General features: G+C 73.7%; 14 protein-coding genes and 1 pseudogene. 11 read left to right on the forward strand and 4 right to left on the reverse strand.

Features of this window, described 5'->3' with window-relative positions:
- Positions 1-283 precede the first annotated feature (283 nt).
- From glgX to CHC04_RS20000, 4 genes are all read left to right on the forward strand, one after another.
- Entirely contained in the window at positions 284-2,398 is a 2,115-nt protein-coding gene (gene glgX, locus CHC04_RS19985) for a glycogen debranching protein GlgX (RefSeq protein WP_089405696.1), read from the forward strand.
- A 2-nt stretch (positions 2,399-2,400) separates the two neighbouring features.
- Positions 2,401-4,725 carry a malto-oligosyltrehalose synthase gene (gene treY / locus CHC04_RS19990; RefSeq protein WP_089405697.1) on the forward strand — a complete coding sequence of 775 codons (2,325 nt, stop codon included), beginning with the start codon at positions 2,401-2,403 and terminating at the stop codon, positions 4,723-4,725.
- A gap of 101 nt (positions 4,726-4,826) precedes the next feature.
- Positions 4,827-6,575 (forward strand): malto-oligosyltrehalose trehalohydrolase, encoded by a 1,749-nt coding sequence (gene treZ, locus CHC04_RS19995; RefSeq protein WP_089405698.1) that lies wholly within the window; start codon positions 4,827-4,829, stop codon positions 6,573-6,575.
- Complete coding sequence (locus tag CHC04_RS20000) at positions 6,575-7,297, forward strand: dihydrofolate reductase family protein (protein ID WP_089405699.1); 723 nt, start codon at positions 6,575-6,577, stop codon at positions 7,295-7,297. The genes treZ and CHC04_RS20000 overlap by 1 nt, the downstream gene beginning before the upstream one ends.
- Positions 7,298-7,306: 9 nt before the next feature.
- Here CHC04_RS20000 and CHC04_RS20005 read toward each other — a convergent pair whose 3' ends face one another.
- Both CHC04_RS20005 and CHC04_RS20010 read right to left on the reverse strand, forming a co-directional pair.
- Positions 7,307-7,693 carry a type II toxin-antitoxin system VapC family toxin gene (locus tag CHC04_RS20005; RefSeq protein ID WP_089405700.1) on the reverse strand — a complete coding sequence of 129 codons (387 nt, stop codon included), beginning with the start codon at positions 7,691-7,693 and terminating at the stop codon, positions 7,307-7,309.
- Positions 7,690-7,923, reverse strand: a complete 234-nt coding sequence (locus CHC04_RS20010) for a type II toxin-antitoxin system Phd/YefM family antitoxin (RefSeq protein ID WP_089405701.1) — start codon at positions 7,921-7,923, stop codon at positions 7,690-7,692. The genes CHC04_RS20005 and CHC04_RS20010 overlap by 4 nt, the downstream gene beginning before the upstream one ends.
- Positions 7,924-8,111: 188 nt before the next feature.
- Here CHC04_RS20010 and CHC04_RS20015 point away from each other — a divergent pair, with 188 nt between their 5' ends.
- Positions 8,112-8,477: a DsrE family protein gene (locus CHC04_RS20015; RefSeq protein WP_089405702.1), complete on the forward strand. Its 366-nt coding sequence runs from the start codon at positions 8,112-8,114 to the stop codon at positions 8,475-8,477.
- Between the two features lie 3 nt (positions 8,478-8,480).
- Here CHC04_RS20015 and CHC04_RS20020 read toward each other — a convergent pair whose 3' ends face one another.
- On the reverse strand, positions 8,481-11,042 hold the full coding sequence (locus tag CHC04_RS20020; RefSeq protein WP_089405703.1) for an ATP-binding protein: 2,562 nt from the start codon (positions 11,040-11,042) through the stop codon (positions 8,481-8,483).
- Positions 11,043-11,150: 108 nt separating this feature from the next.
- Here CHC04_RS20020 and CHC04_RS20025 point away from each other — a divergent pair, with 108 nt between their 5' ends.
- The 6 genes and pseudogenes from CHC04_RS20025 (at position 11,151) to CHC04_RS20050 (ending at position 17,471) form a co-directional block, all read left to right on the forward strand.
- Entirely contained in the window at positions 11,151-12,221 is a 1,071-nt protein-coding gene (locus CHC04_RS20025) for an ATP-dependent DNA ligase (RefSeq protein ID WP_089405704.1), read from the forward strand.
- A gap of 49 nt (positions 12,222-12,270) precedes the next feature.
- Complete coding sequence (locus CHC04_RS20030) at positions 12,271-13,842, forward strand: alpha/beta hydrolase (protein ID WP_089405755.1); 1,572 nt, start codon at positions 12,271-12,273, stop codon at positions 13,840-13,842.
- Positions 13,843-13,865: 23 nt separating this feature from the next.
- Positions 13,866-14,933: a DNA polymerase domain-containing protein gene (locus CHC04_RS20035; RefSeq protein ID WP_089405705.1), complete on the forward strand. Its 1,068-nt coding sequence runs from the start codon at positions 13,866-13,868 to the stop codon at positions 14,931-14,933.
- A 191-nt stretch (positions 14,934-15,124) separates the two neighbouring features.
- A complete protein-coding gene (locus CHC04_RS20040; RefSeq protein ID WP_245817529.1) occupies positions 15,125-15,472 on the forward strand; it encodes a type II toxin-antitoxin system Phd/YefM family antitoxin in 348 nt (115 codons plus the stop codon).
- Positions 15,469-15,744, forward strand: coding sequence for a type II toxin-antitoxin system RelE family toxin (locus CHC04_RS20045; RefSeq protein WP_089405706.1), 276 nt, complete (start codon positions 15,469-15,471; stop codon positions 15,742-15,744). The genes CHC04_RS20040 and CHC04_RS20045 overlap by 4 nt, the downstream gene beginning before the upstream one ends.
- A 765-nt stretch (positions 15,745-16,509) precedes the next feature.
- Positions 16,510-17,471, forward strand: a pseudogene (locus CHC04_RS20050) (IS481 family transposase).
- Between the two features lie 191 nt (positions 17,472-17,662).
- On the opposite strand, the gene CHC04_RS20055 reads toward CHC04_RS20050, so the two are convergent.
- Positions 17,663-21,178 carry an NACHT domain-containing protein gene (locus CHC04_RS20055; protein WP_089405707.1) on the reverse strand — a complete coding sequence of 1,172 codons (3,516 nt, stop codon included), beginning with the start codon at positions 21,176-21,178 and terminating at the stop codon, positions 17,663-17,665.
- Between the last annotated feature and the right edge of the window lie 237 nt (positions 21,179-21,415).

Genomic DNA, 21,415 nt, shown 5'->3' on the forward strand with positions numbered 1-21,415 from the left:
GGCTCCGCCGGACCTGCGCACGACGCCCCCCGCGGCCCCGGCCCGGGGGGCGTCGTCGTCCCGGCGTCGTCCCGGCGTCGTCCCGGCGTCGTCCCGGCGTCGTCCCGGCGGCGGGGCACCGGCGGCGGGAACGTGACGTCCGCCGCGTCAGGTGTGGACCCGCCCGGATCGGGCAAGGGACCCGGCGGGCACCGTGTGCCCAGACCCCCTGCCGACGGCCGCGGCGGGGGGCCGTCGCGCCCCGTGACCTCGCTCGGGCGCCCACGCAGGAGGAAACACGTCCATGAACCAGGTGTGGCCCGGTACGGCCTATCCCCTCGGAGCCACGTTCGACGGCACGGGCACCAACTTCGCGATCTTCAGCGAGGTCGCCGAGAAGGTCGAGCTGTGCCTCTTCGACGACGCCGGCACCGAGACCCGCATCCGGCTGCCCGAGATGGACGGCTACGTCTGGCACGCCTTCCTGCCCGGCATCCAGCCCGGGCAGCGCTACGGCTACCGCGTCCACGGCCCGTACGACCCGGGGCAGGGGCTGCGCTGCAACCCGAACAAGCTGCTGCTCGACCCCTACGCCAAGGCGATCGACGGCGAGATCCAGTGGGACCCGTCGGTGTTCGGCTACGACTTCACCAGCGGCGAGCGCAACGACGAGGACTCCGCGGCGCACATGCCGAAGTCCGTCGTGGTCAACCCCTACTTCGACTGGGGCGTCGACCGCCCGCCGAGGACGCCGTACCACAAGACCGTCATCTACGAGGCCCACGTCAAGGGCCTGACGATGACCCACCCCGACGTGCCGGAGGAACTGCGCGGCACGTACGCCGGCATCGCGCACCCGGCCGTCATCTCCCACCTGCAGGACCTCGGCGTCACCGCGATCGAGCTCATGCCGGTGCACCAGTTCGTGCAGGACGACACCCTGCAGCAGAAGGGCCTGCGCAACTACTGGGGCTACAACACGATCGGTTTCTTCGCGCCGCACAACGAGTACGCGAGCAACACCGACAACGGCATGCAGGTGCAGGAGTTCAAGGGGATGGTCCGCACCCTGCACGAGGCGGGCATCGAGGTCATCCTCGACGTGGTCTACAACCACACCGCCGAAGGCAACCACCTCGGCCCCACGCTGTCGTTCAAGGGCATCGACAACCGCGCGTACTACCGGCTGGTCGAGGACGACCCGCAGTACTACATGGACTACACGGGCACCGGGAACTCCCTCAACGCCCGCACCCCCCAGGCGCTGCAGCTGATCATGGACTCGCTGCGGTACTGGGTCACCGAGATGCACGTCGACGGGTTCCGCTTCGACCTCGCCTCGACGCTGGCCCGCGAGCTGCACGCCGTCGACCGGCTGTCGGCGTTCTTCGACCTGGTGCACCAGGACCCGGTGGTCAGCCAGGTCAAGCTCATCGCCGAGCCCTGGGACGTCGGCGAGGGCGGCTACCAGGTGGGCAACTTCCCCGCGCTGTGGACCGAGTGGAACGGCAAGTACCGCGACACCGTCCGCGACTTCTGGCGGGGCGAGCCGTCGACGATCGGGGAGTTCGCCAGCCGGCTCACCGGCTCGGCCGACCTCTACCAGCACTCCGGCCGCCGGCCGGTGGCGAGCATCAACTTCGTCACCGCGCACGACGGGTTCACCCTCACCGACCTCGTCTCCTACAACGAGAAGCACAACGAGGCCAACGGCGAGGGCAACAACGACGGCGAGAGCCACAACCGCAGCTGGAACTGCGGCGTCGAGGGCGAGACCGTCGACAAGAAGGTGCTCACCCTCCGGGGCCGCCAGCGGCGCAACTTCCTGGCCACGCTGATGCTGTCGCAGGGCGTGCCGATGCTGCTGCACGGCGACGAGCTGGGCCGCACCCAGCAGGGCAACAACAACGGCTACTGCCAGGACTCCCCGCTGACCTGGATCCACTGGGACGAGGTCGACGAGGGGCTGCTGGAGTTCACCAAGCTGGTGACCCGCATCCGCGCCGAGCACCCGACCTTCCGCCGCCGCCGGTTCTTCCACGGCCGCCCGGTGCGCCGGGGCCAGGACGACCCGGTGCAGGACGTCGCCTGGCTGACCCCCTCCGGTGACCTGATGACCGAGGACGACTGGGACGCCGGGTTCGCCAAGTCGATCGCGATGTACCTCAACGGGCACGGCATCCGGTCCACCGACGAGCGCGGCGAGGACGTCGTCGACGACCACTTCTACCTGGCGTTCAACGCCTCGCACGAGCCCATGGACTTCTGCCTGCCGTCCGACGAGTACGCCGGGACGTGGACCGTCGTGCTCGACACCGCCGAGATGGGCGAGGTCGAGGCGCGGGAGCTCAAGCCGGGCGAGACCCTCACGCTGCAGGACCGCTCGATGGTCGTGCTCAGCGCGCCCCGCCGGTCGTGACCGTGGGCGAGCCGACCGGCGCCGACCGGCGCCGCGACGTCCCGACGGCGACCTACCGGCTGCAGGTGACCGCCGACTTCACCCTCGACGACGCCGCGGCGGTGGCCGGCTACCTCGCCGACCTCGGGGTCAGCCACGCCTACTCCTCGCCGCTGCTGCGGGCGGCGGCGGGCAGCACGCACGGCTACGACACCGTCGACCACGCCCACGTCGACGAGGCGCGCGGCGGGCAGGCCGGCTTCGACCGGTTCGTCGCCGCGCTGCACGGGGCCGGGCTGGGCCTGGTGCTCGACCTGGTGCCCAACCACATGGGCGTGGCCGACCCGGCCGAGGCCCCGTGGTGGTGGGACGTGCTGCGGCACGGCCGCGACAGCGCCCACGCGTCGGCGTTCGACGTCGACTGGGACTTCGGCGGCGGCCGGATCCGGATCCCGGTGCTGGGGTCGGCCGACGACGTCGAGAAGCTGGAGGTCGTCGACGGCGAGCTGCGCTACTACGACAACCGCTTCCCCATCGCCCCGGGCACCGGGGACGGGACGCCGCAGGAGGTGCACGACCGGCAGCACTACGAGCTGGTCGACTGGCGGCGCGCCGACACCGACCTCAACTACCGCCGGTTCTTCGCCATCAACACCCTCGCCGGGCTGCGGGTGGAGGACCCGGAGGTCTTCCGCGCCACCCACGAGCTGGTGCTGCGGCTGGTGCACGACGGCGCCGTCGACGGGTTGCGGATCGACCACCCCGACGGCCTCGCCGACCCGAAGGGGTACCTCGACCGGCTGGCCGAGGCCTCCGGCGGGCGGTGGACGGTCGTGGAGAAGATCCTCGAGCCCGGCGAGGACCTCCCGGAGAGCTGGCGGACCGCCGGCACCACCGGCTACGACGCGCTGGCCGAGGTCGACGACGTCCTGGTCGACCCGGCCGGCGAGGCGGCGCTGACCGCGCTGGACACCGAGCTGTCGGGCCGGCCGGTCGACTACGCGCAGCTGGTGCACGACTGCAAGCGCGAGGTGACCGACGGGAGTCTCGGTTCGGAGGTGGCCCGCCTGGTGCGGGTCATCGGCGAGCTGCCCGGCATCGACGAGGGCACCGAGCGGGAGGCGCTGGCCGAGCTGCTGGCCACCTTCTCCGTCTACCGCACCTACCTGCCCGACGGCCGCGAGCACCTCGACGCCGCGGTGGCCGCCGTCCGCGACCGCCGCCCCGACCTGGTGGCGGCGGTCGACGCGCTGCACCCGGTGCTGGCGCGGGCCGGCACCGAGGCGGCCACCCGCTTCGAGCAGACCAGCGGCCCGGTGATGGCCAAGGGCGTGGAGGACAGCGCCTACTACCGGTGGGCGCGGTTCGTGGTGCTCAACGAGGTCGGCGGCGACCCCGCCCGCTTCGGCGCCACCGTGGAGGAGTTCCACCAGGCGCAGGCGCGGCGGCTGGCGGTCAAGCCGCGGTCGATGACCACGCTGACCACGCACGACACCAAGCGCAGCGAGGACACCCGCGCCCGGCTGGCCGTGCTCGCCGAGGTGCCCACCGAGTGGGCCGACCTGGTGCGCGGCTGGCTGTCGCGGCACCCGCTGCCCGACCGGCCGCTGGCGCACCTGGTGTGGCAGAACCTGGTCGGCGCGTGGCCGCTGTCGCGCGAGCGGGCGCACGCCTACGCCGAGAAGGCCGCCCGCGAGGCCGGGCTGTCGACGACGTGGACCGACGTCGACGAGGCCTTCGAGGCGCAGCTGCACGCGGTGGTCGACGCCGCCTACGACGACCCGGCGACCACCGCCGAGATCGAGTCGTTCGTGGCCCGCATCGCGCCGGCGGGGCGGTCCAACGCGCTGGCGCAGAAGCTCGTGCAGCTGACGATGCCCGGCGTGCCCGACGTCTACCAGGGCACCGAGCTGGAGGACCGCTCGCTGGTCGACCCCGACAACCGCCGTCCGGTCGACTACGACGAGCGGCGTCGGCTGCTGGGCCGCCTCGACGGGGGGTGGGTGCCCGCGGTCGACGACACCGGCGCGGCGAAGCTGCTGGTCACCTCCTGGGCGCTGCGGCTGCGGCGGGACTCCCCGGAGCTGTTCGGCGACTACACCCCGGTGACGGCCCGCGGGAGCGCCGCGCAGCACGCCGTCGCCTTCGACCGGGGCGGCGCCGTCACCGTCGCGACCCGGCTGCCCGTGGCGCTGGCCGCCACCGGCTGGGAGGACACCGCGCTGGCCCTGCCCACCGGGGCCTGGCGCGACGTCCTCACCGGCGACCGGGTGGTGTCCGACGCCGACGGCGTCCCGCTGGCCGGCCTGCTCGACCGGCTGCCCGTCGCGCTGCTCGTGCGCGCCTGAGCCGGCCGTGGTCCCGGCGCGCCGCGCCGGGACCACGGTTGGCCCGCGCCCGCCCGGGCACTGAGCACCGGTCCCACCCCAGCACCCCAGGAGGTCCCTGCATGCCCGCCGCCGAGTTCGCCGTCTGGGCGCCCGTGCCCGAGCGGGTGCGCCTGCAGGTCGACGGCGCCGTGCACGACATGCGCCGCGACGCCGACGGCTGGTGGCGCGCCGAGGTCGAGGCCGCGCCGGAGGCCGACTACGGCTACCTGCTCGGCGACGACGAGAAGGTGTACCCGGACCCGCGCTCGCGCCGGCAGCCCGACGGCGTCCACGGCCCGTCCCGCCGCTTCGACCCCGCGGCCTACTCGTGGGGCGACGGCGCCTGGACCGGGCGCCCGCTGGCCGGCGGCGTCGTCTACGAGATGCACGTCGGCACGTTCACGCCCGAGGGCACCCTCGACGCGGCGATCGAGCGCCTGGACCACCTGGTCGACCTCGGGATCGACTTCGTCGAGCTGCTGCCGGTCAACGGCTTCGACGGCACCCACAACTGGGGCTACGACGGCGTCCTCTGGTACACGGTGCAGGAGAGCTACGGCGGGCCGGCGGCCTACCAGCGCTTCGTCGACGCCTGCCACCAGCGCGGCCTCGGCGTGATCCAGGACGTCGTCTACAACCACCTCGGCCCGTCGGGGAACTACCTGCCGCTGTTCATGCCGGTCTTCAGCGAGGGCGGCCCCAGCCCCTGGGGCTCGTCGATCAACCTGTCCGGGCCGGACTCCGACGAGGTGCGCCGCTACATCCTGGACAACGCGCTGATGTGGCTGCGCGACATGCACGTCGACGGGCTGCGGCTCGACGCCGTCCACGCGCTGGTCGACGAGCGGGCCACGCACGTGCTGGAGGAGATGGCCCAGGAGGTCGACCGGCTGTCGGCCGCGGTCGGCCGGCCGCTCACGCTCATCGCCGAGAGCGACCTCAACGACCCGCACCTGGTCACCCCGCGCGCGGCCAACGGCACGGGCATCCACGCGCAGTGGAGCGACGACTTCCACCACGCGCTGCACGCGGTGCTCACCGGCGAGGGCCAGGGCTACTACGCCGACTTCGCCGAGGCGGGCCTGGCCGGGCTGGCCAAGACGCTGACCGGCGCGTACTTCCACGACGGCACCTGGTCGAGCTTCCGCCGCCGGCACCACGGCCGGCCGGTGGACGCCGCCCGGCTGCCCGGCTGGAAGTTCCTCGGCTACCTGCAGGACCACGACCAGATCGGCAACCGCGCGATCGGCGACCGGGTGTCGGCGTCGCTGTCCCCGGGCCTGCTCGCCGTCGGCGCCACCCTGGTCCTCACCGGCCCGTTCACCCCGATGCTGTTCATGGGCGAGGAGTGGGGCGCCGCGACGCCGTGGCAGTTCTTCACCAGCCACACCGACCCGGACATCGGGCGGGCGACCGCCGAGGGGCGCAAGGGCGAGTTCGCCGAGCACGGCTGGGACGCCGACGAGGTGCCCGACCCGCAGGACCCCGAGACCTTCACCCGCTCGAAGCTGGACTGGTCGGAGGTCGAGCGCGAGCCGCACGCCACGCTGCTGGCGACCACCCGGGCGCTGCTGGCGCTGCGGCGGGCGCAGCCGGAGCTGGTCGACCCCGACCTGACGACGGTGGAGGTCGGCTGGGACGACGAGGACCGGCTGCTGGTCGTCCACCGCGGCCGGCTGCGGGTGGTGGCCAACCTGTCGGGCGAGCCGCGGGAGGTCGACCTCGACCGGCCCGTCACCGGCGTGCTGTTCGCCACCGCCGACGAACCCTCCCTGGACGGCGAGACGGTGCGGCTGCCGCCCGAGAGCGCGGCCGTGCTCGCCACCTGATGCGCCGGCTGCTCCCCGGGGCCGCCCCGGTCGACGACGACGCCGCGCTCGCCGAGGCCTACCGGCTGCCGCCGGGGCGGTCGGTGCGGGTGGACTTCGTCGTCTCCCTCGACGGCGCGATCTCCGTCGAGGGGCGCAGCGCCGGGCTGGGGTCCCCGGGGGACCGGCGGGTGTTCCGGGTGCTGCGGGCGCTCGCCGACGCCGTGCTGGTCGGGCACGGCACCGCCGCGGCCGAGGGCTACCGGCCGGTGGCCGCCGACTCCGCGGTGGGTCGGCTGCGCGCCGAGCTCGGCCGGCCCGGGACCGCGCCGGTCGTCGTCGTCTCCCGGCGGGCGTCGCTCGCCCCCGGCGACCGGCTGGCCGTCCCCTCCACGGTGCTGGTGACCTGCGCGGCCGCCGACGCCGGCCGCCGCGCCGCCCTGGCCGGCACCGGCGTGGACGTGCTCGTCTGCGGCGACGACGAGGTCGACCTGCCGCTGGCGCTGGACCGGCTCGCCGACCGGGGGCTCGAGCAGCTGGTCTGCGAGGGCGGCCCGTCCCTGCTGTCGGCGGCGCTGGACGCCGGCGTGGTCGACGAGCTCGACCTCACCGTCTCCCCCGCGCTCGTCGGCGGGCCGGCCCGGCTGCTCGACCGGGCGCTGCGCGACGTCGTGCGCCCCCGGCTGGTGCAGGTGCTCGAGGAGGACGGCGTCCTGTTCACCCGCTACGCGCTCGACCGGTAGCCGCCCGGCTCAGCCGACGACGCGGACGGCGTCCCCGTACCCGGCCAGGCGGGTGTCCGCGGGCAGCAGCACGGCGCCCTCGGCGACGGCCTGGGCCACCAGCAGCCGGTCGAAGGGGTCGCGGTGCACGTCGGGGAGGTGCTCGACGGCGGCGGCGTGCTCGGCGGTGACCGGCAGGTGGTCCAGCGCCAGCTCCGCGGCTGCCCGGCGCGTCCAGGTGCGGACGTCGGACCCGAGGGTCAGCTTGCCCAGGCCCTGCTCGATCGCCAGTTCCCAGACGCACACCGCCGAGAGCAGCCGCTGGTCGGCGTCGAGGACCAGCTGTCTGCCGACGCCCAACCGAGCGGACCGGTGGGTGGCCCACACGACGACGTGGGTGTCCAGGAGGAGCCTCACTCCTCGCCCTCGAACGCCCGCTGCAGGTCCTCGGGCAGCTCGTCGAAGTCGTCGGCGATCCACACGTTGCCACGGTCGAAGTCGAAGTTCGGCGTCCGTCGTGCCGGGGCCACCAGGCGGGCGACCACGCGCCCGCGGTTCGTGATCTCGACCTCCTCACCGGCCGCGACCCGCTCGAGCAGCCGGGACAGGTGCGTCTTCGCCTCGTGCACACCGACCGACACCGCCATGCCATCTAGTCTGGTCGGCTGGTCATCTCGCCCGGGTGGACGCGAGCGTCCCCTCCTCCGCAGTGGGCCTCGCGTGGGGGTCGGCGGCGCTCACATGGGGGTCGGCGACCCATGTCCGCAGGTCAGCGGCTCCCTAGCGTCGTCGTCGTGCCCGCCGACCGGGCGGGCCGACACCTCCAGGAGAGAGCATGAGCACCAAGGCCGTCGTCAGCCTCGCCACCGGTCTCGAGGACCCGGAGAAGGTCACCGTCGCGATGCTGATGGCCGTGGGCGCCGCCGAGACCGGCCGGGACACGGTGGTCTTCGCCGCCAAGGAGGCGGTGCGGCTGGCGCTGGAGGGCACCGCGGTCGGCACCGCCTGCGCCGGCTGCCCGACGCTGCCCTCGCTGATGGAGCGCTTCGCCGCCGCCGGCGGGCGCTGGTTCGTCTGCCCGATCTGCGTCGAGGCCAAGCAGCTCGACGCCGGGCAGCTGATCGGGAACGCCGAGCTCGCCGGCACCATCCCGCTGTGGAACTGGATCGGCGACGAGGGGGCGACGACGTTCAGCTACTGACCGTCAGCCCCTGAGCAACCCGAGCTCCCCCGCCCGCCGGATCGCCTCCCGCCGCCCGCGGACACCCAGCCGGCCGAGCACCGCGGTCACGTGGTGCTCGGCCGTCCGCGGGGACACGACCAGGCGCGTGGCGATCTCGGCGTTGGTGAGCCCCTCGGCGAGCAGCCGCAGGACCTCCTCCTGGCGGGCGGTCAGCCCGGCGGGGTGCGCGCGGGTGGTCTCCCGGCGGCCGTGCCGGACGGGCAGCCCCAGCGCCCGCAGCCGTCGGGTGACCCGGGCGGCCAGCGGCGCCGCACCGAGGGCGCGCGCGGTCTCCAGGGCCTCGGCCAGCGCGGCGGGGTCGTCGAGCGCGGACAGGCACAGCGCCCGGTCGTAGGACCAGCCGACGGCGCCGAACGCGTCGGCCGCCGCCCGCCAGTCGCCGTCGAGCACGGCCCGGTGCGGCGGCGCGGCGCGCACGCAGGACTCCACCGGGCAGCCGGCCACCGCCGCCCACGCGGCCATGCGCACGCCGCCCCACCCCGCCCAGTCGGTGGCCCGGGCGAGCGCGTCGACCTGCCGCACCCGGTCCACCGGCATGGGCGTCCCGTGCAGCAGCGCGTGCTCGACCTGCAGCTCGAGCACCGGCTCGATCCGCTGCATCTCGGCGGTGGCCCACGACTGCGCGGCGACGTCGGCCAGACGGGCCGCCGCGTCGTCGTCGCCCCGGCGGACGGCGACCTCGGCGAGCACGGTCTTGGCCAGGATCTGGTTGACCGTGACGCCGCGCTCGAGCTGCGCCCGGGCGACGCGCTCGGCGCCGGCCCAGTCCCCCGCCCGGGCGTCCAGCCAGGCCAGGGTGACCTCGGTGTACTCGCGCAGCGCGTCGACCTCGTGCTCGGCGGCGTAGGCCAGGGCCCGCTCCGCCGTCCGCCGCGCCGGGCCCGGCCGCACCCACAGCAGCTCCGACCACGCCCGGCAGACCAGGGCGCGCACCGCCTCGTGCGGGTCGCCGGCGCCGTCGGCGGCCGCGAACGCCTGCTCGATGGTCGCGGTGTCGTCGGGGTCGCGGGTGGCACGGACCTTGCCGGTGTTGACCAGCGCGTGCGCGTGCGTGGCGCGGTCACCGGCCCGCAGCGCCATGTCCGCCGCCCGCGCCGACTCCGTCAGCGCCTCCTCCGACCGGCCGGCCAGCATCGCCAGCTGGCCGACGACGCTGCACGCGCGGGCGAGCTCGGCGGACTCGCCCAGCGGCTCGAGCAGCGCGACCGCGGCCCGGGCCTCCCGCTCGGCGGCCGCGCCGTCCCCCGCGTACCAGAGCAGCCGGGACCGCACCCGCGCGCAGCGGCCCAGCCCCCGGCCGTCGCCGGTGGCCCGGTGCGCCGCGGCCGCCGCGTCGACGGCCGCCAGCGCCTCGGGGATCCGCCCGGTGAGGTAGGCGACGCCCGCCAGCTCCTCGTACAGGGCCGCGCGCTCCGCGCCCGGCAGCGAGCCGGCCAGCGGCAGCGCCCGCCGGTAGTGGGCGAGGGCCTCCCGGTTGGCCCCCGCGGCCGCCGCGCCGCGGGCGGCCGGGAGCGCGGCGGCGGCCAGCGCCGTCGCGTCGCCCGCGGCCTCGGCGTGGTGCACCAGGTCGGCCGGGTCCGCGCCGAGCCGCTGCAGCGCGGCGAACACGGTGGTGTGCAGCCGCCGGCGGTCGGCGGCGGTCAGCGTCCCGGCGACGGCGGTGCGCGCCAGCTCGTGCCGGAAGGCGACCGCGCCCGGCTCGACGAGCAGCAGCCCCGTCCGCTCGGGCTCGGCGGCCGCCGCCTCCCACCCGGGCAGGGCCGCGTCGAGCACGTCGGTGCCGGTGCGGGCGGGGACGACCGAGACGAGTTCGACCAGGGCCCGGGCGTCGGGCGCCAGCGCGGCCACCCGGCCGGCGACCGCGTCGCGCACCGACGGCGGCAGCCCGTCGGTGCCCTCGGCGGCCAGCTCGGTGACCAGGAACGGGTTGCCGCCGGTCAGCGCGTGCACGCGGTCGGCACCGGCACCGACGAGTTCGGCCACCGCGGCCCGCGACAGCGGCGCCAGCGGCACCCGGGTCACCGCCCGCGGCGGCAGCGCGGCCAGCGCCCGGCGCAGCGGCGCGCCGCCGTCGAGCTCGCCGTCGCGGTAGGTCAGCACCAGGACGGCGGGCAGCGCGGGCACCCGGCGGCCGAGCGTGCGGACGGCGTCGACCGTGGCGTCGTCGGCCCAGTGCACGTCCTCGAGCACCAGCACGGTCGGCGCCGGCCCGGCCAGCTCCGCGAGCAGCCCGTCGTGCACCGCGGCGGGGGCGGACCCGTCGGCGAGCACCTCGGCCAGCGGGCCGCCGACGGCGCGGGCGACGTCGCGCAGGGCACCGAAGGGCCGCGGGGTGGTCAGGTCGTCGCACTGGCCGGTGAGCACGCGCCCCCCGGCCAGCCGGCCGGCCAGGGCTCCCACGAGCGCGGTCTTGCCGATGCCGGGCTCGCCGGTCACCAGGACGACGCCGCCCCGGCCGGCCGCCGCTGCGCGGGCGGCGGTGGCGAGCAGGGCGAGCGGCTCCTCCCGCTCGAGCAGGCGCACGCCGGGGACGCTAGTGACCCGCCGCCGGTCGCGGGAGGCCGCGGCGCGCCACCCGTTCGGTCGACGGCGGCGTGTGCGCCGTCGGCCCCCGCTGCTTGACTGGCGGGCATGGACCTGCCCGTTCTCCCCCCGGTGAGGCCGATGCTGGCCAAGGCCACGACGACGCTGCCCACCGCCGACGGGCTGATCTACGAGCCCAAGTGGGACGGGTTCCGCTGCATCGTCTTCCGCGACGGCGACGAGGTGGAGCTCGGCAGCCGCAACGAGCGCCCGCTCACCCGCTACTTCCCCGAGGTCGTGGCGGCGGTGAAGGAGGCGCTGCCCGAGCGGTGCGTCGTCGACGGCGAGATCGTCGTGCCGCAGGGCGACCGGCTGCACTTCGAGTCGCTGCTGCAGCGCATCCACCCGGCGAAGTCGCGGGTGGACCTGCTCGCCGAGCAGACGCCGGCGCACTTCGTCGCCTTCGACCTGCTGGCCGTCGGCGACGAGTCGCTCATGGAGACGCCGTTCGCCGAGCGCCGGGCGCGGCTGCGCGAGCTGCTCACCGGCAGCCACGAGCGGGTGCACGTGACGGCGGTGACGCAGGACGCCGCCACCGCGCAGCGCTGGTTCGAGGAGTTCGAGGGCGCCGGGCTCGACGGCGTCGTCGCCAAGGCCCCCGACCTCCCCTACGGCCCCGACCAGCGGCTCATGACCAAGGTCAAGCACGTGCGCACCGCCGACTGCGTGGTCGCCGGGTTCCGCTGGCACAAGAGCGGGCCGGTGGTGGGGTCGCTGCTGCTGGGCCTCTACGACGACGGCGGCCTGCAGCACATCGGCGTGGTCGCCTCCTTCCCCATGGCGCGGCGGGCCGAGCTGGTCGAGGAGCTGGCGCCCTACCGGGCCCAGGCGCTCGACGGGCACCCGTGGCAGGACTGGGCGAACGCCGAGCTGCAGGCCGACGGCGAGCACCGCATGCCCGGCGCGCAGAGCCGGTGGAACGCCAAGAAGGACCTGTCCTGGGTGCCCCTGCGGCCCGAGCTGGTCGTGGAGGTCAAGTACGACCAGCTGGAGGGCCGGCGGCTGCGGCACACCGGGCAGTTCCTGCGCTGGCGCCCCGACCGCGACGCCGAGAGCTGCACCTACGACCAGCTGGAGGTCCCCGTCCGCTACGACCTCGCCGAGGTCTTCGCCGGATGACCGGTCCCTGCGGCGGGGCCGGTCCGGTCCGCCTCCTACCCTCGTGATCATGCGTCTGCGCCGCGGTGTGCTCGCCGCCTCCACCGGGCTGCTCCTGGCGGTCACCGGCTGCACCTCCTTCTCGGAGTCGGCCGACCGGGCCTCCTCGTCGGCCGCGGCGTCGTCGTCGGCGGGGTCCGCGACGGAGGCCGAGGCCGCGCCGATCACGTGGACCGACTGCGACGCGCAGATCTCCCAGCTGATCGCCGGCACGCCCGGCAGCGAGCGCGACCTGCTCTTCGAGTGCGGCCGCACCGAGGTCCCCATCGACCACGACGAGGCCGACGGCGCCACGCTGCCGCTGTTCCTCGTGCGCGCCCGGCTCGCGGGGCAGACCGACCGGATCGGGTCGCTGCTGGTCAACCCCGGCGGCCCCGGCGGCTCGGGGGCCGACGCGGCTCTGAGCCTGGCCCTGTCGATGCCCGAGGACGTGCTGCGCCGCTTCGACCTCGTCGGCGTCGACCCGCGCGGCGTCGGCCTGTCCACGCCGGTGGAGTGCATCCCGGCCGAGCTGAAGGACCGGCTCACCGCCGCCGAGCCGCGCCCGACCACCCAGGAGCAGATGGACGAGGTCCTGGCGCTCACCGACGAGGTCGCCGAGGCCTGCGCCGACGAGTACGGCGACGCGCTGGGCGCCTTCAACACCGTCGACACCGCCCGGGACATGGACCTGGTGCGCGAGTCGCTCGGCGACGAGCAGCTCAGCTACCTCGGCTACTCCTACGGCACGACGCTGGGCAGCACCTACGCCGAGCTGTACCCGGAGAACGTGCGGGCGCTGGTGCTCGACGCCGCCGTCGACCCCGACGCCGACGCGCAGACCCGGGTCGAGTCGCAGGCCGCCGGGCTGGAGGCCTCCTTCGACGCGTTCGCGGCCAACTGCACCGGCCTGGTCTCCGGCTGCCCGCTCGGCGCCGACCCGCGCCGCTTCCTCGAGGACCTGCTCGCCCAGGCCGCCGGCACGCCGATCCCCAGCTCCGCGGGCGGGGACCGGACGGCGACGCCCGGGGTGATCCTCACGGCGGTGCTGGCGGCGATGTACGACCCCGGCTCGTGGCCGCAGCTGTCGCAGTCACTGGCCGCGGCACGGAACAACGGCGACGCCGCGGGGCTGTTCTCCCTGGCCGACCGCTACACCGGCCGGCTCTCCGACGGCGCCTACACCAACCAGACCGACGCCAGCATCGCCATCAACTGCGCCGACACCCCCGAGGACGAGACGTACTCGCGGGAGCAGGTGCTGGCGCTCGCGCAGGACTGGGCCACCCGCTACCCGCTCTTCGGCGCCGGTGCGGCCTCGGGCCTCTACACCTGCTCGGTGTGGGAGGCCCCGCGCACGCCGTTGCCGGAGCGCGACGCCGAGGGCAGCGCGCCGATCCTCGTCGTCGGCAACGCCGGAGACCCGGTGACGCCGCTGCCGGGCGCGGAGGACATGGCCGAGGACCTCACCGCCGGGGTGCTGCTGGTCTGGCAGGGCCAGGGCCACACCGCCTACCCGAAGACGCCGTGCGTCACCGACGCGGTGAACGCCTACCTCGTCGACCTCACCGCACCGCAGGACGGGCTCACGTGCCCGGCCTGACCCCCGACCCGAGGAGCTGATGGGTGGCCAGCAGCAGAGACGCGGTGGTCCTGACCGTCGACGGGCACGAGGTGCGTGTCTCCAACCCGGAGAAGCCGTACTTCGCCGAGCGCGGCATCCGCAAGATCGACGTCGTCGAGTACTTCGTCGCCGTCGGCGAGGGGATCCTGTTCGCGCTGCGGGACCGCCCGACGACGCTCGAGCGCTGGCCCGGCGGGGTCTTCGAGGGCGCCCGGCTCTCGACCCGGGTGGACAACACCGGCGACGCCTTCTACCAGAAGCGGGTGCCCAAGAACGCCCCCGAGTGGGTGCCGACGGCGCACATCACCTTCCCCAGCGGCCGGACCGCCGACGAGATCGCGCCGGACTCCGTCGCCGTCGTCGCGTGGTGCGCCAACCTCGGGACGCTCACCTTCCACCCGTGGCCGGTGGACAAGACCGACGTCGAGTCCCCGAACCAGATCCGCATCGACCTCGACCCGCAGCCGGGCACCGACTTCGCCGACGCGGTGTGGGTGGCTCCGCACGTGCGGGAGCTGCTGCACGAGCTCGGCATGGAGGGCTGGCCGAAGACCTCCGGCGGGCGGGGGGTGCACGTGTACGTGCCGATCCAGCCGCGCTGGACGTTCACCGACGTGCGCCGGGCGGTCATCGCGTTCGGCCGGGAGCTGGAACGGCGCCTGCCCGACCGCGTGACGATGTCGTGGTGGAAGGAGGAGCGCGGCGAGAAGATCTTCATCGACTACAACCAGATGGCCCGGGACCGCACCATCGCCTCGGCCTACTCCATCCGGCCCAAGCCGCACGCGCCGGTGAGCGCCCCGCTGGACTGGGACGAGCTGCCCGACGTCCACCCCACCGACTTCACCGTGCTGACGATGCCGGAGCGGTTCCGCGCCGTCGGTGACAGGCACGCCGGGCTGGCCGGGCACGCCTTCGGCATCGAGCCGCTGCTGGAGCTGGCCGAGCGCCAGGCCTCCGACCAGGGCCTCGGTGACCTGCCCTATCCGCCGGACTACCCGAAGATGCCGGGCGAGCCGATGCGGGTGCAGCCGAGCCGCGCCCGGCGCCCTGCCAGTGCGAACGAGTGATTCGGCGCTCGGCGCCAGCGACGCACACAGCTCACTCGACAGACAACCCACGTCCTGCAGTGGATCGGGCGTACTCCTACGGTCTCCTTTCCGAGCGCCCGGAACCGATTCCTGACACCGTGGACGATCGAGCGCAGCGGCTGGAGCGTCCACTGTTCCCCGCTCGCTGATCGCCTCTCGGTCGCGAGCAGGTGCTCGACGAGCTGCCCAGCCCCCGGCCGAGCTCCTTGACCGCGGCTGGCGAGCTGACCACGATTGAGGTCATGACGACGCAATCGCTGGCGGCGGTCAAGGCACACTTCAGTCAGGTGATCGACGAGGTCGCCGGCACGCACGAACGCGTCACCGTCACCAGGAACGGCAGCCCGGTCGCGGTCATCCTCGCCGTCGAGGACTACGAGTCCCTGATGGAGACCCTGGAGATCCTCTCCGATCCTCGAGCGCGCTCGGACATCAGGCAGGCCGAGGAGGCGATGGCCGCCGGTGAGGTCTACGGCGAGGCCGAGGTGCGGGCCGCACTCGCGGCCCGCCGCCGGTGACCGGTCCTCATCGGTTCACCGTCGTCCTCTCGGCGGCGGCCAAGCGTGCCGTCGAGCGCGACCTCCCCGAGGCGGTGGCTGTCGCGGTCGTCGACTTCCTCTTCGGGCCGCTGGCCGCGGACCCCTACCGCGTCGGGAAGCCGCTGCGCTTCGATCTCGAGGGCTACTGGTCCGCGCGACGGGGCCAGTACCGCGTCGTCTACTCGATCCACGACGACGAGATCCTCGTCAGGGTCGTGCGCATCTCGCACCGCGCCGACGTCTACGGCTGACCGGTATCTCCGCGCCGGCATGGCGTGGGCGGAAGCGCTGCGCTCCTCTTCGGACACAGCGGGGAGGCCCGCGGTCGGTGCCCCTCTCGACGCCCGTACCAGACGGATGGATGGCCGGCTCGACGAAAGGACGCGGATCAGGACCGGGAGGGCACGGGACGGCATCCGGGCGATCTCCGGGGGCGGGAACTCGCCCGAGAGCCCACCCGATTTCGCTCACGGGCGACCTGGCCTTCTGCCGCTCTGGACAGCGCTCTCGTGGTTCGCTCCCCGAAGATGCCGGGCGAGCCGATGCGGGTCCAGCCGAGCCGCGCCCGGCGTCCTACCAGCGAGAACGCCTGATCCGGCTGCTGGCGGATGGGTAGCACAGCGGTGACTCGCCCGATCACCTCCCGCCGTGGCGATCCGCCTGGAGGACCTGCTGGCGTCGTTCCGGCGGCACCTACGCGCCGCCGCCAAGGCGACGCGGACGATCGAGCTGTACGGCCAGAGCGTGGAGTACTTCACCCGCTGGCTGGTCGACCGCGCGCCGCCGGCGACGTTAGAGGAGCTGACCAGGCGCGCGACCAGCGCCTGGCTGGCCCAGCTGGCCGAGACGTGCGAGCCCGCCACCGTCGGCGCCCGGCTGCGCGGGATGCGCGTGTGGACACTGTGCCTAGGTGTACTGGGTCAGGACGTTGGTGACGGCGGACCGGGCTCGAACGAAGGAGAACCTCCGAGTGGGGTGTGGCTTGTCGAAGGCCCAGTCCCTGCTCGGAGGTACTCGTGTCCCACCGTAATGCCCGCACCACCGTGCACGGCCGGAAGCTGATCGTCCACCGGTGGTGAAACGGCTGGAAGAAGGCCCACATCGCCGCGGCGATGGGGATCCCCCGCAAGTGCGTGCGGATGTGGATCGCGCTTTGAGGACGAGGGTGAGGCCGGGCTGGCCGATCGGTCCAGCCGCCCGCACACCAGCCCCGGGCGCACGCCGGCCGATGGGGAGGACGACATCGTCGAGCTGCGCGAGCGTGCGCGCCGGGCCGGCCTGGATCGGCGCCGAGCTCGACGTGCCGGCGCGCACCGTCTCCCGCGTCCTGACCCGCCGCGGGCAGCCCCGGTTGGCCGCCTTCGATCCGATGACCGGACAGGCCATTCGAGCGTCGAGGGCCACCACAACCCGCTGCGAGCGCGCCCGCCCCGGCGAGCTGGTGCACATGGACGTCAAGAAGCTCGCGCGCATCCCCGACGGTGGCGGCTGGCGCGCGCACGGCCGGGCCGCCGGCAGCACCAGCCGGCATCGGGCCAGCCGGGTCGGCTTCGACTACGTGCACTCACTGGTCGATGACCACTCCCGGCTGGCCTACTCCGAGATCCTCACCGACGAGCAGGGACCCACCTGCGCGGCGTTTCTGACCCGCGCCGCGGCCTACTTCGCCGACCACGGCATCGACCGGATCGCGCGGGTGATGACCGAAAACGCCCGGGCCTACCGGCACTCGATCAAGGCCGTGTGTGCCCGACTGGGCGCGCGGCGGACGTTCATCCGCCCGCACTGCCCCTGGCAGAACCGCAAGGTCGAACGGCTCAACCGCACCCTGGCCACCGAGTGGGCCTATCGGCAGGCCTTCACCAGCAACGACCAGCGCGCCGCCGTCCTCGCGCCCTGGCTCGAGCACTACGACACTCAACGCCGCCACTCAGCACTCGGCGGCCTTCCACCGATCAGCCGCCTGGCACCAACCTGACGGCCGGGTACACCTAACCATGGTCCCGGCGTAGACGTTCCCGGGCAGCGTCGGGCTGGATAGCAACAACTCCAGCGTCGCCGATCGACCTCGGTGAGCAGTACTGACCGTGGCATCCGTCCACCATTGCCGGCCGTCACGCGGCAATCCGGGAGGCACACCCATTCGCCACCGCATCCCGCGCGGAGGAATCACCGGCGCGCCCGTCGCGCCATTTCTCCCCAGAAATCCGTCAAGTCTCCCGGCAACATCGCCTGCCAGGGCCTGCGCCTGCGGCGGAAGCCGTACCCCAGCAGCGTCTGCTGTCGTCTGCAGAATGCTTCCGTGAGTTCTGCGTGGTAGTTGACCTCACCTTTGGGGGGATAGGGACAAAGGTCGAAGTCGCACTCACCTGGGCAGGTCTTGCCGGGCTGGGACCCCTCGGCCACCCCGATCTCCCGGTTGGGGTCGAGTCGCTTCCGGTCCTTGGTGATACACGGCGGGAGGTCTCGACGATTGGCGCGCGCCAGCCTGGCCTCGCGCCGCCGCGGATCGTCGCCCCGATCGGCGAGGTTCATGAGGATGAGGATGTCCGCCACCAGTTGCTGGGCGCGGGGGTGCAGCGCGCTCCAGCCCACCGACGGGGGGATCCAGAGGTGGTGCTTGCGCAGCTCCGCGCGGTTGATGGCACTCGCCCCGATCTTGGACGTCACGCCGTGCTCGTCGATCCACATGAACCGCTCCGGCCGACTGCTCCTCAGCGCCCGGATGACCAGTTCTCCCGCTTCCACGACGAAGCGGTGCGTCCGGGGAGCCGAACCCTGGTCACGCGGCTCCCGCCCTTCGTCGCGGAGGCTGCCTGCGACGTCCACCCAGTGGTGCACCCGCGCGCGGATGTCCGATCCGTCGACGTCACGCGTCGAGGGCCCCGGTATGCGTTTGCCGCCGCCCCGACCCTCGGGCTCATCGGGCAGCGCCCACAAGCCCAGCGCCTGCAGCAGGGTCAGCTGGGAGAACCAGAAGCCGCTCCGCTTGAGCAGTTCCAGAGCATTCTCGGCGAGATCGCCCCGCCCCTCCGCCTGTGCGCGCGGGTGCCGCTCGCGCCGGTTCGCGGCGTACTTGAACCCTTGCGCTAGGGCCACCTCGATCGAGACGGGCAGCTCGGCAGGCCGCCATCGCGAGCCCGGCCACGGGCTGCCCGGGTTCTCGTGGTGCACGGCCTCCGGGTCGTGCACCGGCCTGTCCAGCGCCCGCTCGCCCAGCGCTTCGCCGTCCGACGTTTCCACGGCGGGCGCAACCGCCCTCCTCGGCCCGCTCTGGACGCGGGGCTCGCCGTCACGGCCGCCCGCCGCCTGCCACCGATCTCGCACCTCGGGCCGGCCGACCCGGCCCATCCACCGCGCGAGGTTCTCCGTGGGCGTGAGCTGCTCGACCCGCTCGCCACCTCCGCTGAGCGACTCCTTCCGAGTAGCCCCGAGGAAGAGCGGCGCCAGCCACGCCGACATGACGATCTTCCGCCACACCACCTCGTTCCGCTGCCACGCCCCGGTGTCGAGTGCCTCGATAGCCTCCTGGAAGTCCGGTCGGAGCGCCAGGAACGCCGTGACCCCACCGGCCCCCAGCTCCTGGGCCACGGCGTGCCGCACGGGATATGACGCCGGCTCCTCGAAGCCGATCCTGAACAGTTCCCGGTAGGCCTGCCGCACGTCCGCCCGATGCGGATGGTCCTCCCCCTCCATCGGGGGCGCGGGCTTGGGCAGCATCTGCGGGTGCGCCGCCTTGGTCAGCCGATCGACCTCGCGGAGCGCTTCGCCGAAGCGGTAGATGAACCCGAGCTTGGCCTCTTCGAGGGTGCGCAGGTCGGTGGCCCGGACGGACGCCCACCGTTGCGCGGCGGTCCAGGCCAGGTGTTTCTGCCGCCGGGCGTCCGCCGGCAGGACCGCGTCGATCTCCAGCGCGGCGGCGAGGATGTCGAGCCCCTTGCTGTCGAAGGCGTGCCTGTCCGCCTGTGCCTCCAGGTAACCCACCAGCCGGCCCAGGCCCGCCGCCTCGATCTCACGGGCCTCCATCGCCGAGGCGGACACCCCGCCGGCCAGGCGCTTGGCCGCCGAATGCCGGGACAGGAGCACCAAGGCGATCAGCAGCTCTCGCCCCGGGCGCCCGTGGCCCTCGAACGCGGGCGTCAGGAATGCGTCCCGGTTGCGTGGGTCCTTGAGCAGCTCTTCCAGTGCGAGCGATCCCAGATAGGCCTGCAGGACGCTGTGCTGGAACCGGACCGTCTCGCCGCGCACCTCCAGCAGACCCAGTTGGGTTCCCCAGGTGGCAGCCAGGCGCGTGGTCACCTGACCGCCGAGGTCCTCGAGCGGGGGCAGCGTGGCTCTCACCCATGCCGTGAGGCCCGGGATGGCGAACAGATCGGTCAGCCAGTGGTCCGCGCCGGGCGGGATGTGGTCGACGGCCACCCTCTCGCCGTCGGTTCCGAGGACCAGCGCCTCCCGGTAGCCAACCTCCAGTCGGTCCTGCTGCAGCCCGGCGCAGGCGAGAGCTGCCACGAACGTGACCGTCGCTCGTCGCTGGTCCCTGGTCAGGGGAAGATGCCCGTACAGGCGCCCCCGGATCAGCGCGGAGTTCCAGGTGTCGAGGAGGTTGCGCCGCAACGCGGAACGGTCGAGCTGCCTCGTGTTGACCGTGCCATCCGGCTCGTCGTCATCACTGACGAGATGACTGAGCAGTCGCTCCTTGTTCAGTTCGTGCGCGATCCGCAGGTACAACGGCGCCTCCGCGACGCCCGCCGTCTCGACGATCCAGTCCACCCTCCTGGGGTCGCCCTGGACGTCACCGCTGCCCAGGTACTGGAGCGCCGCCTCCTCGCTCATCGGTTCCAGTTCGAGGATCGACGCGTCCATCCCGCGGAGGGAGTCGTGCGGCCGCGACGCGATCACCAAGGGCAGCTTCTCCTCCTTCGCCCGGGTGAGGGCGATCCGGATGTGGTCGTCGCGGTGCTCGTCCTGGCTCAGCGCCTCCTCCAGGCCGTCGGCGAGGACGACGACCCTGTCGTCCTGACGGAGGTACTGCCAGATCCGGTCCCCCTCGGCACTGGACAGCAGCCGGCCGTGGACCTGGCTCAGGAACTGCTCGCGCGCCTCGTCGCTGAACCGGAAGTCCTTCTTGACGTCACGCAACCGGATGGCGACCGGGGTCGCCTTGTGCCGCGCGAGCATTTGGGCGAGCTGCACCAGGACGGCCGTCTTCCCCGTGCCCACTCCGCCCATGAGCAGTTGCGGCCGGCGGCCGTCGCGCATGTGCACGCTGTCCATCAAGACCTTGCACAGCTCGTCGCGGCCGACGACCTCTCCCGCGATGGCCCCGGCGGTCGGCACTATCTCGTGTGGCGCGTCGATCGACCGCTTCCTCCGCTGCCGCGGAACAAGCCAGAGGCGGCCGATGAGGAACAGCGCAGTCACGAGGGCCAGCGAGAGCCAGGGCAGCACGAAGCCGGTCAACGCCCCGCACGAGAGCCCTCTGTCAGCGCATGCCTTGTCGAGGTTCCAGCCGAAGAAGTCCGTCCCGTCGTTGGACAGAGCCGAGATCGCACGGGCGAGCCAGAGGAGCAGCGCTGCGCCGAGCACGCACACGAACGCGCGGAAGAGCAACGCCGACCACCGGGACCACCAGCGCCGCGGCCTGCCGATGCCCACTTCGTCCGGTGTGGTCCGGGCCTTCTCCATGCTCCCCGTGAGCGACCGGCGTACCCACCGGGTCAGCCGCCGCCAGTACAGGCGGAGTCGGTTCGGAGCACGCCCTTGCCGGGGCCTTCGGGTCGATCCGTTCATGCCACATTCCCTGCATAGCCGTGGAGGGTGGCGTCCGTCTCCTTGCTCTGTGGACCGCTGGCCAGTCCAGGTAGGTCACCTGAGATGGCACGGTTCGCTGCCCTCGTGCTGCATGGAGTTGTCGTGTGCGGC

The sequence above is a fragment of the Geodermatophilus saharensis genome, assembly GCF_900188205.1.
GTDB lineage: Bacteria > Actinomycetota > Actinomycetes > Mycobacteriales > Geodermatophilaceae > Geodermatophilus > Geodermatophilus saharensis.

Coding starts and splice junctions, on each gene's coding strand:
- glgX (WP_089405696.1), top strand. CDS start 284: ATGAACCAGGTGTGGCCCGGTACGGCCTATCCCCTCGGAGCCACGTTC.
- treZ (WP_089405698.1), top strand. CDS start 4,827: ATGCCCGCCGCCGAGTTCGCCGTCTGGGCGCCCGTGCCCGAGCGGGTG.
- CHC04_RS20000 (WP_089405699.1), top strand. CDS start 6,575: ATGCGCCGGCTGCTCCCCGGGGCCGCCCCGGTCGACGACGACGCCGCG.
- CHC04_RS20010 (WP_089405701.1), bottom strand. CDS start 7,923: ATGGCGGTGTCGGTCGGTGTGCACGAGGCGAAGACGCACCTGTCCCGG.
- CHC04_RS20015 (WP_089405702.1), top strand. CDS start 8,112: ATGAGCACCAAGGCCGTCGTCAGCCTCGCCACCGGTCTCGAGGACCCG.
- CHC04_RS20025 (WP_089405704.1), top strand. CDS start 11,151: ATGGACCTGCCCGTTCTCCCCCCGGTGAGGCCGATGCTGGCCAAGGCC.
- CHC04_RS20030 (WP_089405755.1), top strand. CDS start 12,271: ATGCGTCTGCGCCGCGGTGTGCTCGCCGCCTCCACCGGGCTGCTCCTG.
- CHC04_RS20055 (WP_089405707.1), bottom strand. CDS start 21,178: ATGGAGAAGGCCCGGACCACACCGGACGAAGTGGGCATCGGCAGGCCG.